Consider the following 16,237-nt stretch of genomic DNA (forward strand, 5'->3'; position numbering starts at 1 on the left):
GCAATCGGCGGCGGCAATTTGATAACGGCAGCCGCCAATCCGCCGGAATCAATGCTCCGTCAGGATCAAAGGCCCTTGGGCGGTTATCGCGATGGTATGCTCGTATTGGGCGGACAACCCTCCGTCCACAGTCCGTGCCGTCCAGCCGTCCGCGTCCACCTTGGCATAGTAGGACCCGGTGTTCAGCATAGGTTCGATGGTGAAAACCATCCCTTCCTTGATCCGCGGTCCCTTGCCCTTGGGTCCGTGATGGGGAACCTCCGGATCCTCATGCATGTCTTTGCCGATGCCGTGACCGATAAAATCCCGGACGACGGAATATCCCTCAGCCTCGGCGAAGGTTTGGATCGTGTTGGAGATATCGCCGATGCGGTTGCCGGCTACCGCCTGGGCGATCCCCCGGTACAAGGCATCCTTGGTGGTTGTCAAAAGCCGCAGGCCCTGCTCGCTGACACTCCCCACGGGATAGGACCAGGCGGAGTCCGCCAGCCAGCCGTTCAGGTTCACCACCATATCGATGGTGACAATATCGCCATCGGCCAGAGGCTCCAGCTTGGGGAAGCCGTGGCAGATCACATCGTTTACCGAAGCGCAGGTGGCATATTTATAACCATGGTAGCCCTTCTGCTCCGGAGTGGCGCCGTGCTCCTTCATGAAGCGTTCGGCAAACTGGTCAATCTCCCAGGTGGTGACCCCGGGGCGGATCATCTTCTCTATTTCACGGTGGCAGGCGGCTAAAATCCGCCCCGCCGCATGCATCTTCTCAATTTCTTCTTTTGTCTTCAGAATAATCATCTTGGCAGGCTCCTTTTTTTCGTTATACTGGGATGAGACCGCTTTGGGATACGAATTATGGATTAAAGGAGAGAATGGTAGTGGATCATCCGGATTTGTACATGCTGCTATTTTTGGTGGGCGCCGGGTTCGTGGCAGCCTTCATTGATTCCGTGGTAGGCGGCGGAGGGCTTATTTCCATGCCGGCGCTGTTATTTGCGGGGCTTCCTCCCGGCCTGGCTTTGGGGACCAACAAACTGGCGGGCACCATGTCCTCGCTGACCAGTTCGGCCTCCTTCCTTTTTTCCGGAAAAATGAATTTTCGGCTTGTGGCATGGCTGTTTCCGTTATCGCTGGCAGGAGCGGTGCTGGGGTCCCTGACGGTCCAGCAGATTCCCGCCACCTTCCTCAAGCCCATGGTGGTGGTGATGCTTATCGCGGTAACTCTCTATACATTATGCAAGAAAAGCTGGGGAAATCAAAGTCATTTTGCCGGAGCCACAGGGCGAAACCGGACGGTGCTGATCAGCGGTGCGGTGGCCTTGGGCTTCTATGACGGCTTCTTCGGACCGGGTACCGGCTCCTTCCTAATTTTTATGTTCCTCCTGCTGGGCTTTGATTTTGTCGGAGCCTCCGCCAACTCCAAGGCGCTGAACCTGGCCAGCAATTTGGGGAGCCTGGCCACCTTCTTCGCGCTGGGGGTGGTCAATGTCCCCTACGGCCTGCCCATGGGCATCGCCATGATCGCCGGAGCCTTAACCGGCTCCCGGTTAGCGATCAAGAACGGCAGCACCTATGTAAAGCCGCTGTTCCTCGGGGTGACTACCCTCTTAATCGGCAAGCAGATCTGGGATCTGCTGGTGGGGTAAAGATGGGTAAGGTCCGCAGAGGAAGCTCCGGCCGGGAAGGCGGGAGAGGGGGGACGAAAGGGCTAAGGACGGCTGAGCGCAGCGCGGGCTAGTGAAGGTCGGTGGTGGCTATGTGCGCATAGCGGGATAGTGCAGAGCGTTGGCTGGCTATGTGCGCATAGCGGGATAGTGCAGAGCGTTGGCTGGCTATGTGCGAGACAGGTTGGTGTAGTGCGTTTACCGGCTATGTGCGCATAGCGGGATAGCGCAGAGCGTTGGCCGGCTATGTGCGGGACAGTTAACGGAATCCGGTTTCCGCTAATTAGGCCGTGCTGCTGCCAAAAAGCGTGATAGCGGAAGAGGCTTTCCGTTATCCATATTGGGAAGGCAGCAAGCGGGCCGTTTTTTGCGGAATAACGGAAACGGGTTTCCGCTATGATCATTTTTCCCTGCTCCTGGAGCAAATAACGGAAATATGCTTCCGTTATCCGAAAACCATTCTTTTAGGGAGGTTGGAAGCATGTTTGTGGTAACGTCGGAGGAAATGCGCAGACTGGACCGCCTGACCATCGAGGATATCGGCATCCCGGCCATGGTGCTGATGGAGAATGCGGGCAGAGCCATTGCCCAGGAGGTGCTCCGGGTCGCGGCGGTGCGAGGCGGCGGGGACGGCGGCCTGGTGAGTGCGGAGTCTGACGGCAGAAGCCAGGGCGTGGAGCACAGCAGCAACGCGGTGGACAGCGCACACCGCCGGGAGTGCTGGCTTGTGCTGGCCGGCAAGGGCAACAACGGCGGCGACGGTTTTGCGGCGGCCCGCCATCTGATGGAGGCGGGTCTTGCCGTAGACGTGGCGCTGGCGGTGCCCGCCGCTGAGCTTGAAGGCGTTGCCGCGGCCCAGGCGGCCATCGCCGCCCGCTTCGGCGTGCCCTGCCTGGACGCGTCGGCGTCCGGAGTACCGCTCCGCTGGGAGCGGTACTCCGGCATCGTCGACGCGCTGCTGGGCACCGGCGCGGCCGGGCCGCCGCGGGAGCCGTATGCGGCGTTGATCCGCGCCGCCAATGCAAGCGGGCTGCCTATCGTGGCAGCCGATATCCCCAGCGGCATGGACGCCGATACCGGCGCCGTCCATGCCGCCTGCATCAGGGCCATCTCCACCGTGGCCCTGGCCTTCTTAAAGCGGGGGCTGGTGCAGCACCCCGGCGCAGAATACGCCGGGCAGGTCACCGTGGCGCCCATTGGCATACCAACCAGTCTGGCCCGCGGGGAGAATGTGCCGGTGCGTTACGTCAATGCCCAGACCGCGGCAGCGGCCCTGGGCATTGACCCGCACCGCTCCCGGGCCGCCGACACCCACAAGGGCACTTACGGCCATGTGCTGGTGGCCGCCGGCTCCGCCAGCATGATAGGCGCGGGCCTGCTCTCAGCAGGTGCCGCGCTGCGGGGCGGCAGCGGCCTGGTGAGCTGGGCCTTGCCCGCCTCCCTATCGCCGCTGGCCGTCAACCGCCCGCCGGAGCTGATGCTGGCGCCATTGGCAGAATCGCCTTTACCTTCCCATCACCTGACTCCCGACCAGGCAGCTGCTGCCACTTCTCCACCACGTTCCCGTTTCACAGCTGCTGCTGACTCACCAGACTCCCGCTCCTCAGCTGTGCCAGCCGGCTGGGCTGCCGTCCCGCCCCAGGCTCTGGCCGGGCTGGCCGCCTCCCGCAGCGCCATGCTTATCGGCCCCGGCCTGGGACGGTGGGCATGCGACACCGCCTGGCTGCGGCGTGTCTGGGAAGAAACCCGCTGCCCCTTGGTGGTGGATGCGGACGCCCTCAATATGGCGGCAGAGGCAACTGACTTCTCCGCCTGGAAAGCGCCCGAAGGCCGGCCGACTATCCTCACCCCACATCCAGGGGAAATGTCCCGCCTTCTGGGCATCCCTACTGCTCAGATCCAGCAGGACCGCATCGGCACGGCCATCCGCTACGCCAAGGAGCATGGTGTGGTACTGGTACTGAAGGGAGCCTGCACTGTTACCGCACTTCCCGACGGCCGCGTTTATATAAATGGCACCGGCAATCCGGGCATGGCTACCGGCGGGGCAGGAGATGTACTGGCCGGCTTAATCGTATCCCTGCTGGGCCAGGGTCTTCCCGCGGGTGAGGCAGCTGCCTTGGGGGTATATTTGCATGGCGCCGCCGGTGACAGGGCGGCACAACTGCGCCCCGGCGGCCCTGCTTCTCTCCTGGCAGGAGATATAATCGCGCAGCTCTAGTCCATTTTTGCAAACACGTCCTAACATAAACACCCCCGGCTTTTGTCCATCCGGGGGTGTTTCCACATTCATTTTTTATCCCAGCCGCCGGAAGCGGCCCATAACCTCCACCGTTTCCAGCACATTGACGAAGGATTTGGGGTCTGTCTCCAGAATGGCCTTGCGCAGCTCGGCCAGCTCGTAGCGGGTGGTAACGGTCATCAGCATACAATTGCCTTCGTGGCTGTAGCCGCCCTCCGCATTCACCACCGTGACGCCATGGGGCAAAAGCTTCAACCGCGCCAGCATCTCATCCCGCCTTTTGGTGACGATAAAGCAGGTGACCTTCACATGGCGGATATGGATCATATCCACCACCTTGCTTTTGACGAAGGTACACAGCATGGTGCACAGGGCCAAATCCCAGCTTTTGAAATAGCCCAAGGTCAGAATAACCATACCGTCCATAATGAACAGCACTGTTCCGATAGGAATGTCGCGTTTACGCGTAATGATGGAGCCCAGGATATCGAACCCGCCTGTAGAGCCGCCCGCCCGCAGAGAGAAGCCGATGCCCCCGGCAATAATTACACCTCCGGCGATAGCCGCCAGAATCGGGTCGCTGACCACCTTAACACTGGGCAGCACACTGAGAAACCAGGTGGTGGAGGCAACGGATACGATGCTGAGGAAGATATAACGTTTGCCAACAGCAACCAGGCCCCAAATGAGAATAGGCAGATTCATGCCAAAATAAAACAGTGAAATATATTTCGGATTGCTCAAGTACCCGATCACCGAAGCAAGACCTGCGACGCCGCCGGAGAGCAGCTGGTGCGGAATCAAGAACAGCTTCAGCCCAACGGAAACCAGCAGAGCGGAAACAATAATCATCACCACATCACGTGCCTGCTTCATAAGTCCCTCCATGGAAACTGGGGTGGCCAGATTACGAATGTACATGATAGAATCCCCTTTTTTCTTTTCCTCATGATGATGCATGAAGGAAACCCGAAAACACTCGGTTGAAAGTATTAGAAAATAATTTTATCATGGTGATTATATTTTTTATCGGAAACAGTGACTATGATTTCCCTCACACTTTATGTGAGGTTATGAATGAGCTTTTTTATCTTCGCCCCGGTGCCCGAAAGAAAATTAAAATAGACGAAATGTTGTGAAAACAAGGATTCGGAACACATCCAGACACGCCAAAAAACCGCCTTCGTTCAGAAGACGGTTCTTTGTCAATGTAGAGAGCTTGGGGCAGGGTCCCTATGATTTCAAGTTAACGCCGCCGGAACTCCCGGAATTCGTAGGAATAAGGGTTGTCCTTATCGGTTACTCCCGGAACAGCTTCAGCCTGCTCCCACTGCTCCTCATCCAGCTCCGGAAAAAAAGCATCCGCCTGAAACTCCCCGTGAATCCGGGTGAGCAGGAGCCTGTCCGCCCGGGGCAGAAACAGGCTGTATATCTCGGCGCCGCCGATAATAAACACTTCCCCGTTCCCGGCTACCCGGAGTGCTTCCTCAGGTGAAGCGGCCCATAGCACACCCTTCGCTTCCGCAGGAGCCGGATGGCGGCTCATTACGATATTCGTCCGCTCCGGAAGGGGCCGTCCAATAGACTCCCAGGTTTTGCGGCCCATCAGCACCGCGTGGCCGGTAGTAATCCTCCGGAAACGGTCCAGATCGGCGGGCAAACGCCAGGGCAGCCGGCCCTGCAGACCGATTCCCCGGTTTTGGTCAGTGGCTGCGATTAGTGTAATCATGCCTGCTCGAAAAAGGGATCCAGCCACGGTTCGGCTTTGACCACCTCTTGCCGGAGCTTCTCCGCCAGCTGGGCAATTTCCCACTGTGCGCCGCGGCCGGGGCGGCGTTTGCTGTAGAAGGTCAACAAGGCACGCAGGTTGGCGGTCATGGTAATGTTGGTGGACGCTGCGTTCGGCAGCACAAACCGCGCATCCTCCCGCGGCACTCCCAGCTGCGCCAGCTTGTCGTAAGCAGCCTGCAGGTTTTCCATCAGCTCCGCATAATACTCCGCAGCCTCCGGTATATCGGCAATCTTCGGCGGCACAACATAATGGAAGCCGCCCTTCTTTTTGTCGGAGGCATCCGAGACGTACCGTTGGGACTGGACGGAGAAGCTGAAGCCAGCCCGGTGGCGGGTCAATTGGGCCAGCAGAACCCGTGATACTCCTTCAAGAGCAAAGGTGAAGTTGATATGCTCCATGGTGGAGGTATGGCCGGAGCCGACGATATGGCGGAACAACCGGTCCGCATCGCTGCCCCCTTGTCCGTCCGTAGCAGTTTGCTCCTGATATTTTTCGTACTGTACACCTTCGAACAGATCGCTGGGCTCCGTGGGGCTATAGCAGGTTCTGATAGCGGTAAAGGCGATTTTTCTGGCTTCGGGTGTATACGTCAGCAGCTCCACGTGCATGTTGATTTCATTTCCCATGATGGCGGTTCCCCCTTATGAATGATTGTCCTGTATTAAATAAATTTCAGACGGATATCAAGAATTTCCGAACGGCTTCCCAGCCGGATGGGCGGCCCCCACAATCCGAAGCCGGAGGATACAATGACATGCATGGCGCCTTTTTTCAAATAACCCCAATCCAGCTCGAACAATCTCCTCGTCACCAGATGTGCCGGCGCCATTTGCCCTCTGTGGGTATGACCGGATAACATCAGATCTACTCCCGCCTCTGCGGCGGTTTGCAGGGCATAAGGCTGGTGGTCCATAAGAATTACCGGGCGCTCCGGATCCGCCTCCGCCAGCAGCTGTCCCACACTAAGGCGGCCTCCCGCTTCAATCTGCTCTGCCGCCCTGTCCTTGCGTCCGGCAATGTAGAAGCTGCCCCCCACATCCACTACCTGGTCTGTCAGGACCTTGATGCCGATGTCCTTCATCCGGCGGATATAATCGCCGATATGGCCGCCGTAATACTCATGGTTGCCAAGGGAGGCATACACGCCAAGCGGCGCCCGGAGGAGCTTCATGGACCGGGCCATGTTTTCCCGGATAAAAGGCTCCAGACTGTCATCCAGCACATCCCCGGCCAAAAGAATCACATCAGGCTTCAGCTTGTCCATCGTGTTGGCAAGCCGGACCAAATGCGGATTACCCACCACAGCACCCAGATGAATATCCGACGCCGCGGCGATTCGGAGCTCCTTACGTCCGTCCCCGCAGGCCTTGGGCACCTCCAGCTCATAATGCCGGACAACCGGCTTCCAGGCGTTGCGCGTTCCTGCAAGCATCACGCCTGCCAGGACAACCGCAGTGGTCCAGCCTGTATAGAGCAAAGCCGGGCTTCTCTCTATACCCGTAAGACGCAGCAGACCATAAGCCAGATCCGCCAAAGGCACCAAAATCAGCATATAAAAAAGAATGGCCAGGCCGTAAGAGCCGATAATTTTGAGCCATTTGCCCAGGGTATAAGGCAGCGCCTTCCGCAGCAGCATGGCGGCGATATAGGACAAGGCCAAGATGCCATACCCCAGCCAAAACCACCAAACAGAAACATCCGGTATGGCTTCGCGCCAGAAAACCGCCCCGTTCCAGCCCAAATACAGATTTAGCGCCGCAAAAACGGCCAATGACAATATAGCTGATAGAATCATGCCAGGTTTCATATGATCGGACTCCTATCCGTTTTCCGTTAATCCGTATTGTCTCATATCCGGCAAGTTATTTTCAAACGGTTGAGGGGGTATATCCCCTCCGGCAGCAGTTCCCTTGTTTAAATGCCTGGCGGGAGCCGCAAGCTAAGCCTGTTTCCCATCATAATGCCCATAGGAGGATAACCAATGGCTAAGAAAACCCTGAAGCAGAAGATGCAGGCCATGGCTGACGAATCATCCAACGCCCAAGGCACCAAGGATTCCAAGCTGACGCAGAATGAGGCCAAATTCCACGTCCCTAACCGGCCTTCTATCTGATCTTATCCGCACAATCCGATTTCAGCAAGAAGCTCCGGGACAACCAACGTCCGGAGCTTTTATTTCACCGCAATTCCTTAATAGGCTTATTCAAAAACCTCACTAAGAGACAGCTCCCATTCGGGAAACAGCCCTACCGGATCACAGATCACCGATAAATCCGGCTGGACCACTGTATCCGTTTGGTCGTCCTGTTCGTTTCCCTTGGGCAGGCGGACATCAAAGGGGGCAATATAAACTTGGCAGCGGCGGCCTTTCAGAAAGTTGGAAAAAGCGTTAAAGGCCCTGCCCAGAATCTCCTGATGGATCCGGTTAGGCGCCGGAGTCATAGCATACACCTGTCCGTCCACCAGCTCCACCCGTTCATCCTCGGGCCATGTCAGATAATCCGCATAGGTGTACCGTTTATTTTCCGGTGGCATACTCATTTGCTTTGCCCCCTTTTCCGTTTATGGTAACTCTACTCTACCATAAGTCCGCAGCCGGGAAACGCCTACAGGCGCTCAACCTCCACCCGTCCGGAGAAAAAGACGGCTCCCCCGCCCATATCCGCCGTACGCGCAGGCGTCAGGGCATTGACCACCCGCTTCTTTCCTGTGGCATCCGCCCACAGCCCTTGGCTGACCAGCGTACCTGGGAGCACATCCTCCCCTACAGCCGCCTTCATTACACACTCGCCGCGCCGGTTCCACACTTTGACCATATCCCCGGCGGTAATTCCTCTTGCAGCAGCATCCGCGGCATGCATATGGAGCAGCGGCTCCTTTTCCAGACGGACATGCTTCTCATTATTGGAAAAGGTGGAGTTCAGGAAATTATGGTTCGGCGCCGGCACAAACAGGAACGGCAGCCCGTCCTCATCCGGCAGGGGTACATACTCCGGCAGCGGCGGATAACCGTCCTGCAGCATGGCTTTGGAAAACAGCTCAATTTTGCCGCTGGCCGTAGGCAGCTTGCCCGGGAACAAGGGGCGTACCTTCCCCTTCACAAAGCCGTGCTCCTTCAGCAGCTCATAGGTAATCCCCTCCAGCACGGGGTTTTTGGGCGCATCCAGAGCCTGACGAATGATCTCCTCCTCGCTGTCCTTCAAGGCCTGATCCTCATATCCCATCCCCACTGCCAGAAGGCGGAACACCTCTACGTTGGACTTGCTCTCCCCCAGCGGCTCCAGCACAGGCTCCTGCAGGTGGATATAATGATGCCAGTAGGATTCATAGAGATCCGTGTTTTCCAGGGAGGACGTTGCCGGCAGCACAATGTCCGCATAACGGGCCGTTTCCGTCAGAAACAGCTCGTGCACCACTGTAAACAGATCCTCCCGGGCCAAACCCTCCCGCACCTTGTTGGCATCTGGTGCCACAATAGCCGGATTACTATTGTAGATATACAAAGAACGGATAGGCGGTGTCAGCTCCAGCAGCGCCTCACCGATGCGGTTCATGTTAATTCTCCGGGTGGATCTCTTCAATAGATCATGCCGTTGGAGCGCCCGTTCATTCAGGGTCAGGTACCCGCTGTTGCTTTTGATGGCGCCTCCGCCCTTGTGCAGCCAGGCGCCGGTAATCGCCGGCAGACAGGCAATGGTCCGTACATTCATCCCGCCATTGTCATGATGCTGCAAGCCGTTGCCGATACGAATGAAGCTGGGTTGCGTATTGCCGTACATCCGTGCCAGCTTGTACAGGTCATCCACGGGGACGCCCGTAATAGTTGAAACCCTTGCCGGATTATAGGCACGGACATGCTCCCGCAGTTCCTCTGCCCCGACAGTATACTCCCGTAGAAATGCTTCATCCGTCATATTTTCCGCGAAGAGAATGTGCATCATCCCTAACGCCAGCGCCGCATCGGTGCCCGGACGCAGAGGAATAAACCAGTCGGCCCATTTGCCGGTCCGGTTCTTATGGACATCAATGGCCACGATCACCGCCCCCGCCTTGCGGGCCTCCTCCGCCAGCATAACCTGATGCATATTGGTGCTGACCGCATTGACACCCCAGAAGATGATCAGCTTGGCATTCACCGTATCCTCAGGGCTGGTGCCGAAGTCGCCGCCCATGGTATACCCGTAGCCGACGCCTCCCGCGGCAGAGCAGATGGAGCGCTGCAAACGGCTCGACCCCATCCGGTGGAAAAAACGGCGGTCCATCCCCTCCGTGCCCAGATAGCCCATATTGCCATAAAAGCTGTAGGGAAGGATGGATTCAGCCCCTTCCTCCGCAATCAGAGTTTTCCAACGGGAGGTAATCTCATCAATGGCTTCTTCCCATGTAATCGGGGTAAATTCCCCTGACCCCTTGGGGCCGGTACGCTTAAGCGGTGTGCGGAGCCGGGCCGGATCATGAATCCGCTCGGGGAGATTGCGGACCTTGTTGCAAATGGCTCCTTTGGTAACGGGATGGGAGGGATCCCCCTCTACTTTGATAATCTTGCCGTCTTTTTTATGGATCAAAAGCCCGCATTGGTCGGGACAGTCCAGGGAGCAAACGGAAGGAAACACGCCGTCAGCGGCGAATCGGGCAGCAGTCATGGAGCTTGTCTCTCCTCATTTATGGTTGATGTTTTTCGAATATGATTGTTATTCATTATAATCAATCCGTAGGTGCAATGCGAACAAGCTGGTATAATGAAGTATCAGCGATAACGGATTGGAGAACGCAATGAAAGCCTTCCAAAAAGTCTACATCGAGATCACCAGCATCTGCAACCTGTCCTGCAGCTTTTGCCCGCCTACAGAAAGAAAGGCGATGTTTATGGAGCAGGAAGCCTTCCGGGATATTCTGAAGCAGGTGGAGCCCTATACCGACCAAATATGCCTTCATGTCAAAGGAGAGCCGCTGCTGCATCCGTCCATCGGGGAGCTGCTGGATATTTGCGCAGAAGAGGGACTAAAGGTCAATCTCACGACCAACGGCACGCTGCTCCCCAAAAAAAGCGCTAGCCTTCTCGGTAAGACGGCTTTACGGCAGGTGAACCTCTCGCTGCACAGCATGGGAGAGCACCGGGAAAAGGGCGAGGCATACCAGCTGGACTATCTGCGGCAATGTCTCCGGTTTGCCCAAGAGGCGGCCGGCCAGGGGATTTATGTCAGCCTGCGTCTATGGGATGCCCCGCGGACGGAGGAGCCGGGCGGGCTGGAGCTGAACCGGCGGTTGACGCAGATCATGGAGGAAACCTTCGCTCTGCCGTCCGAAGCCTTGGAAGCAGCGGCGCCCGGCAAAGGCCTGCGGGTAGCGGACCGGATTTATCTGAACCGGGATTACCGGTTCGAGTGGCCCAGCCTGGATGCCACCGAGGATGAGGGCAAGGGCTTCTGCCATGCGCTGCGCACTCACGCAGCCATTCTCTGTGACGGCACTGTGGTCCCCTGCTGCCTCGACGGGGAAGGTGTTATTGCCCTGGGCAATGTGCGGGAGCAGCCGTTTGCGGAGATTCTGGAAGGCGACCGGGCCCGCAGGCTGCGGGACGGCTTCTCCGGCAGGCGCGCCGTAGAGGAGCTCTGCCGGAAATGCGGCTACCGGAAGAAATTCGGCGGCGGGTAGATGCATCCATACCTTTTCTATCAAAAAAATGAAATGGTACATGTCCCCCAGTCTTGATATAATGATACCAATCGTCTGGGGAACCTATTGTTTACGTTATGTACTGTTTGTCCGTTCTGCCAGACTCCACCAGGGAGGCTTGTCCGTTATGTCCACCAATGATCCCATTCTGCTCCAAATCCTGCAAGCCGTCCAGACCCTGGGCGAAGATATGCAAACGGTCAAATCGGATATAAAGGACCTCAAGGGCGACGTCACCAATCTTAAAGCTGGACAAGCGGAGCTGTTCCAGCTGTCCTCGGCGATCCGCAATGCCCAGGAGCTCACCAATGCCAAGCTGGAAGGGTTGACCCTCGATGTGCGCCGGGCGGAGGGCAATCTTGTGCGGATCGAGGAGAAGCTAGGAGAAGAGATCCTCGATATGCGGGGTGAAATCCGCTTTCTCAATCACCGTATAGCCGATGTGGAGCTGACGGTGGACAAACTCAAGGAAAAGCGCTTGTAAGCTTTCATCCAACACCCTATGTATGCAGCGGCTTCCGGCAACGGAAGCCTTTTTCCGTTATGGCGGGCAAATGCCTTTATAACGGGAAATAAGGGAAGCATATTTCCGCTATTGCCGCAAAGTCACCCCTGTTCATGGCCCTTAACGCCCTATAACGGAAATCCCCTTCCGCTAACGGGCCTACTCCAGGCCTCATCACTCCGATAGTGGAAGTACGCTTCCGTTAAATCATTCAAAGCATCCCGCGCCTCTACAAAAACCCCGGTTGCCGCGAGCAACCGGGGTTTTCCGCGTATTTACACCATTTCATCCTGCTCCAGGAGCACGGCCTCCCGCGCCTTAATGCGGCGGCGCAGCTCACCGGCGGTTTCACGGTTGAGCTCGCCGGTTTCGTACATGGCTTGCACCACATTCCGCTCGGCTTGGATCGCAAAACCATGAAGCTCCTTCCGCTGCTCATGGAAGCTCCGGTCATTGCGCCGGGCCATGGAGGAAATCCGGTTGAACCGCTCCAGCACCTCCCGGTAATGGCTGATTACCGCAGCCCGCTCTTCCTTATGGACCGGTGAACCGCTTTGCGCCACCAGGAACTGGAGTGCGGCCTCACTGCTTTGCAGCTTCAGCTTTCTTACCGCTTCAAGATCCTTCCGTTTTCCGGCAAACCGGTCAAAACCGGCCTTATGGCCGAATGGACGCTTCAATCTGCGGAAAAACAGCTTCATCATTGCTTTCCACATCCGCATGGGATTGGCCATCAGGGCCTCCATCTGATCCATCATTCTGAAGAAGATTTCCGCCTGCTCCGGGGTAATGCGTCCTTCGTCAAGCTGGATTTGGGCGAATTGGCGCTCTGTATGCAGGGCATCAAGCCGCAGCTGAATCTCCGTTCCTTTGTTCAGCCGGGCGCCTTTGCCTGATGAGGTTTTTCCCTCCGTCTGCCCGATCCATTGGCGGTAGTCGGCGATCACCGAGGAAACAGCGGCTTCATTCTCCTCGGAGGACTCATGGCGCACCGCCTGGATGGCTGCGGCCAGCACCTTAATTTGGGCCTCCTCCAGCTGGGACTGGCCGGACGCGGCATCCTTCCGGCGGGCAAGCAGCGGAAGAAACAGGCTGGCCGACAGAAGCGACAGCAGGATCACCACCGCAGCCAGGAAAATAATCAGGTCCCGCTCCGGAAATGGCGTGCCGTCATTCAGCACCAAGGGAATGGAGAAGGCACCTGCCAGAGTGACGGCCCCGCGGACACCGGAAACTGAGGTCATCAGCAGCATTTTCAGGGAAACAGAGTCGGTTTTGCCTTCGCCCTTTCCCACTCTCGTGAATACCAGCGTCCACAGAAAACGCAGACCCAGCAGCATCACAAATATGGCGGCGGCATAACCGAACATATGCAGGTTATTAAGCAGGGGATTGCGGATGACGGTAATGCTCACATCCGGAATCTGCAGGCCTAGGATCACGAACACCAGACCGTTCAGGATAAACAAAATAACGGACCAGGTGCTGGAGGAAACCGTGTTGAGCTGGGATACGTTCAGCTGGTTAAAGGTGGAGTAGTCACGGGAACGGTCATCCTCCACTGCGTGGACAATGCCGCCTGCAACGGCCGCAAGAATGCCCGATACGCCCAGATGCTCTGCGGTCAGATACAGCATAAAGGGAGTCAGCAGTTGGATCAGCATGTGGATGGTCACATCCTCCATGCCGAACCGGCGCAGCAGGTTACGCACCCCGATGATCACAAAGGCCAGAGCTGCACCGAAGAGAAGACCGCCTACCGAAATGACCAGAAAGCTGAAGGAGGCTTTGGGCAGAGAAAACACTCCTGTAACGGCAGCCGCGATGGCAAATTTAAAGGCCACCAGACCGGAGGCGTCATTCATCAGTGCCTCTCCCTCCAAGAGGCGCATGAGGCTTTTAGGCAAATGCAGCCGTCCGGCTAACGAACTGACTGCCACCGCATCTGTAGGAGACAGAATCGCCGCAAGGCCAAAAGCCGCCGCAAGCGGAATGGAGGGAAGCATCCAGTGGATGGCATAACCTACGGCAAAAACCGTCACAAACACCAGACCCACCGCCATCAGCAGAATGGGAGCCCGGAGGCGCCACAGCTCCTCCCTGGGTGTGTGTTTCCCGTCATTGTACAGAAGCGGTGCAATAAACAGCACGAAAAAAAGCTCCGGCTCCAGCTCCAGATGTACGCCGGAAGGCATCATTGCCAATAATGCGCCAAGAGCAATCTGGATCAGCGGAACCGGAATCATCGGCAAAAACCGATTTACCACATTAGAAACGCCGATCAGGCCCAGCATTACCAGCACTGCCAGGAAAATATGCATGATCTACTCCTCCGCCATGAACTGTCATAAAATAGGTCGATCCTTCCATTATACCCAATGCGTATGACCAACGACAAGGAGCAGCAAAAGCGTAAGGTGAAGGAGCGGTGAGGATGGAGGTATGAGATTCACCAAATAGAGGAATGGAAGGTTCCGCTAATCCATTCCCAGCTGCGGGAAGGGGGCCTTAAGGGAAGGCCAACTTTCCTTATTCCCCACCACAGTGTATGAGCTCCTGCGGCAACGGCAAAATAACGGAAGCAGAGCTTCCGTTATCCGCCCACAAACGTGTCCTTGCATTTGAATAGCGTAGCTTTCCCTTCCGTTATTTCCGCTACCTGAAATAACACAAGCCTCCGCCGCCTGGGAGTGTATTTTGGAAGCTACGAAACTGGCTGCCTGTCTCCGCGCTTACAGCCGTTCAATCAGCCGGTGGACCGGCAGCACCTTGTCAGCGCTGATAGTGCAGGCTGCCGGATTTGACAGGCTGGCCAGGAAATGCTCCACCGCCCCGGTAAAACCGCGGCGCTGCGGAACCGGCTCCCAGCTGCCGAACCCAGCCTCACGGACAGCACCGCCGGCTTCGGCAAACGTGCCCTGCTCCAGATTCACCACCCGCGCGCTCCGGCCGCCTCCGTGCAGCTCCAGCCGCTCCAGGTCCAGACCTGCGCTGCGGACCATGCTGAAGGACGCTTCACCGGAGTCAAGCGCCAGAGTACCCGTCCCCCACAGCAGCCGCCCATCAGCATCCGCCTGCTGGCGGTACCGGACCTCCGGCTCCATCTCGCCGGACAACCACAGCACCAGATCCATCATATGGATCAGATCATCATACAGGGTTTGTTTGGCGCTATGCTTCTGCTGCCGGATGCGATGCTTCTCCGCGGAGCACAGCCGGAAGCCGCCGGCCTCTTCCATCCAGGCTTTGGCTTCCACATAAAGCGGGGCAAAACGGCGGTTAAAGCCCACTGCCAGCAGCTTTCCCGTTTCCTGGGCACATGCGGCCATCTCCTCCGATTCTCCGATTTCGTAGGAAAGTGGTTTGTCCACATACACAGACACACCGGCCTGAAGACATTGCATTACGATCCCGTAATGGGTTTCCGTGGGACTGTGCACAAATACGGCATCCAGCTCCACCTCTCCCAAAAGCCGGTCCAGTCCGGTATACCGTCCGGGCACCCGGAGACTATGCCCCACCCGCTCCACCGTCTCGGCAGAACGGCTCATCACAGCGGCGATATCCACACCGCTGTGGGCAGCCAACACGGGTATATAGGCCTTCTGCGCAATGTCCCCCAAACCGATGATCCCTACTTTTGCCCTCATTCGGATTCCTCCCGCAATTGTCATTTTTCAACAGCTTTTAACCCGGCTCCGCTTATGGTAAGATAGTCATGTTATCCATATTGTCTTCATGATCGACTTAGGAGGCCTTCTAACCTAATGACCAAATCCAAACACAGCCTGGCCCTTATCGCCGGCCTGATTCTTTTCTTTGGCCTGATTGCTTCGGCTATCTTGCTGGAATCGGCTTATTTGCTGTATGCCGCTACCGGTATCCCCATTCTGCTGGTTCCCTTCATTCCCGATCTGAAAACCAGCCAGACGGTGAAGCCCGGCCAAGCCGCTCCCCGGATGCGGGTATACCGCACCAATAATGAAAGCGGGGAAGGGTTTATTATTCTGGAAGCTCTCCACGGGGGCATTCCCTGGAATAAAAAGCGCCTGTATTTCCCCTTGGATGGACTGCCGGCTGCCGTACCCTCTGCTTATCCAGCCGGTACCGCAGGCATTCCCGTTCTGCAATACGACTTGGTTCCCCACCGCCGCCGCAAGGACATGTACGGCATTGAGCTGGCTAATGTGGCCGCCCGGTTCCGCACTCTGTCTTATACCACCGACGAGGTGACCCGGCTTGTGATCCGCTTGGAGGACCTGCGTCCTGCCGACCCGGCCAAAACGGAGCATCGGACGACTCCCGTCCGCAAGAGCTTTCCCGCTTAAGCCTGGCAGCTTATTGTGATGTTGTGTTGTGAT

General features: G+C 57.2%; 15 protein-coding genes. 6 read left to right on the forward strand and 9 right to left on the reverse strand.

All coding sequences use genetic code 11. The annotated features are described in order from the left end of the window. Positions 1-48 precede the first annotated feature (48 nt). The gene (gene map, locus ACI1P1_RS03865) at positions 49-795 is read right to left on the reverse strand and encodes a type I methionyl aminopeptidase (protein ID WP_416215041.1); all 747 of its coding nucleotides are present in this window, start codon (positions 793-795) and stop codon (positions 49-51) included. Between the two features lie 80 nt (positions 796-875). Here map and ACI1P1_RS03870 point away from each other — a divergent pair, with 80 nt between their 5' ends. Next, the gene (locus ACI1P1_RS03870; protein WP_416215042.1) at positions 876-1,643 is read left to right on the forward strand and encodes a sulfite exporter TauE/SafE family protein; all 768 of its coding nucleotides are present in this window, start codon (positions 876-878) and stop codon (positions 1,641-1,643) included. Between the two features lie 499 nt (positions 1,644-2,142). Beyond that, a complete protein-coding gene (locus ACI1P1_RS03875; RefSeq protein ID WP_416215043.1) occupies positions 2,143-3,882 on the forward strand; it encodes an NAD(P)H-hydrate dehydratase in 1,740 nt (579 codons plus the stop codon). A gap of 75 nt (positions 3,883-3,957) precedes the next feature. Here the strand turns inward: ACI1P1_RS03875 and ACI1P1_RS03880 are convergent, their stop codons facing one another. The 4 genes from ACI1P1_RS03880 to ACI1P1_RS03895 all read right to left on the reverse strand — a co-directional run bounded on the left by ACI1P1_RS03880 (position 3,958) and on the right by ACI1P1_RS03895 (position 7,502). After that, positions 3,958-4,824 carry a YitT family protein gene (locus ACI1P1_RS03880; protein WP_416215044.1) on the reverse strand — a complete coding sequence of 289 codons (867 nt, stop codon included), beginning with the start codon at positions 4,822-4,824 and terminating at the stop codon, positions 3,958-3,960. A 325-nt stretch (positions 4,825-5,149) separates the two neighbouring features. Continuing rightward, positions 5,150-5,632, reverse strand: a complete 483-nt coding sequence (locus ACI1P1_RS03885) for a dihydrofolate reductase (protein WP_416215045.1) — start codon at positions 5,630-5,632, stop codon at positions 5,150-5,152. Continuing rightward, entirely contained in the window at positions 5,629-6,321 is a 693-nt protein-coding gene (gene thyX / locus ACI1P1_RS03890) for an FAD-dependent thymidylate synthase (protein ID WP_416215046.1), read from the reverse strand. The genes ACI1P1_RS03885 and thyX overlap by 4 nt, the downstream gene beginning before the upstream one ends. A 35-nt stretch (positions 6,322-6,356) precedes the next feature. Further along, positions 6,357-7,502, reverse strand: a complete 1,146-nt coding sequence (locus ACI1P1_RS03895) for a metallophosphoesterase (RefSeq protein ID WP_416215047.1) — start codon at positions 7,500-7,502, stop codon at positions 6,357-6,359. A gap of 174 nt (positions 7,503-7,676) precedes the next feature. On the opposite strand from ACI1P1_RS03895, the gene ACI1P1_RS03900 reads away from it, so the two are divergent. Continuing rightward, positions 7,677-7,808: a hypothetical protein gene (locus ACI1P1_RS03900; RefSeq protein ID WP_416215048.1), complete on the forward strand. Its 132-nt coding sequence runs from the start codon at positions 7,677-7,679 to the stop codon at positions 7,806-7,808. 86 nt (positions 7,809-7,894) lie between these two features. On the opposite strand, the gene ACI1P1_RS03905 is transcribed toward ACI1P1_RS03900, so the two are convergent. Both ACI1P1_RS03905 and ACI1P1_RS03910 read right to left on the reverse strand, forming a co-directional pair. Next, the gene (locus ACI1P1_RS03905; RefSeq protein ID WP_416215049.1) at positions 7,895-8,236 is read right to left on the reverse strand and encodes a Uma2 family endonuclease; all 342 of its coding nucleotides are present in this window, start codon (positions 8,234-8,236) and stop codon (positions 7,895-7,897) included. Between the two features lie 65 nt (positions 8,237-8,301). Beyond that, a complete protein-coding gene (locus ACI1P1_RS03910; RefSeq protein WP_416215050.1) occupies positions 8,302-10,338 on the reverse strand; it encodes a molybdopterin-containing oxidoreductase family protein in 2,037 nt (678 codons plus the stop codon). Positions 10,339-10,468: 130 nt separating this feature from the next. On the opposite strand from ACI1P1_RS03910, the gene ACI1P1_RS03915 reads away from it, so the two are divergent. Beyond that, the gene (locus ACI1P1_RS03915) at positions 10,469-11,350 is read left to right on the forward strand and encodes a radical SAM/SPASM domain-containing protein (protein ID WP_416215051.1); all 882 of its coding nucleotides are present in this window, start codon (positions 10,469-10,471) and stop codon (positions 11,348-11,350) included. A gap of 148 nt (positions 11,351-11,498) precedes the next feature. Further along, a complete protein-coding gene (locus ACI1P1_RS03920; RefSeq protein WP_416215052.1) occupies positions 11,499-11,855 on the forward strand; it encodes a hypothetical protein in 357 nt (118 codons plus the stop codon). Positions 11,856-12,151: 296 nt separating this feature from the next. Here ACI1P1_RS03920 and ACI1P1_RS03925 read toward each other — a convergent pair whose 3' ends face one another. Together ACI1P1_RS03925 and ACI1P1_RS03930 are read right to left on the reverse strand one after the other, a co-directional pair. Further along, positions 12,152-14,197: a Na+/H+ antiporter gene (locus ACI1P1_RS03925; protein ID WP_416215053.1), complete on the reverse strand. Its 2,046-nt coding sequence runs from the start codon at positions 14,195-14,197 to the stop codon at positions 12,152-12,154. Positions 14,198-14,608: 411 nt separating this feature from the next. Next, positions 14,609-15,526: a Gfo/Idh/MocA family protein gene (locus tag ACI1P1_RS03930; RefSeq protein WP_416215054.1), complete on the reverse strand. Its 918-nt coding sequence runs from the start codon at positions 15,524-15,526 to the stop codon at positions 14,609-14,611. Between the two features lie 117 nt (positions 15,527-15,643). Between ACI1P1_RS03930 and ACI1P1_RS03935 the strand changes: the two genes are divergently transcribed. Continuing rightward, complete coding sequence (locus ACI1P1_RS03935) at positions 15,644-16,204, forward strand: hypothetical protein (RefSeq protein WP_416215055.1); 561 nt, start codon at positions 15,644-15,646, stop codon at positions 16,202-16,204. Positions 16,205-16,237: the final 33 nt, after the last annotated feature.

Source organism: Paenibacillus mesotrionivorans, from assembly GCF_046098205.1.
Classification (GTDB): Bacteria; Bacillota; Bacilli; order Paenibacillales; family NBRC-103111; genus Paenibacillus_AR; species Paenibacillus_AR mesotrionivorans.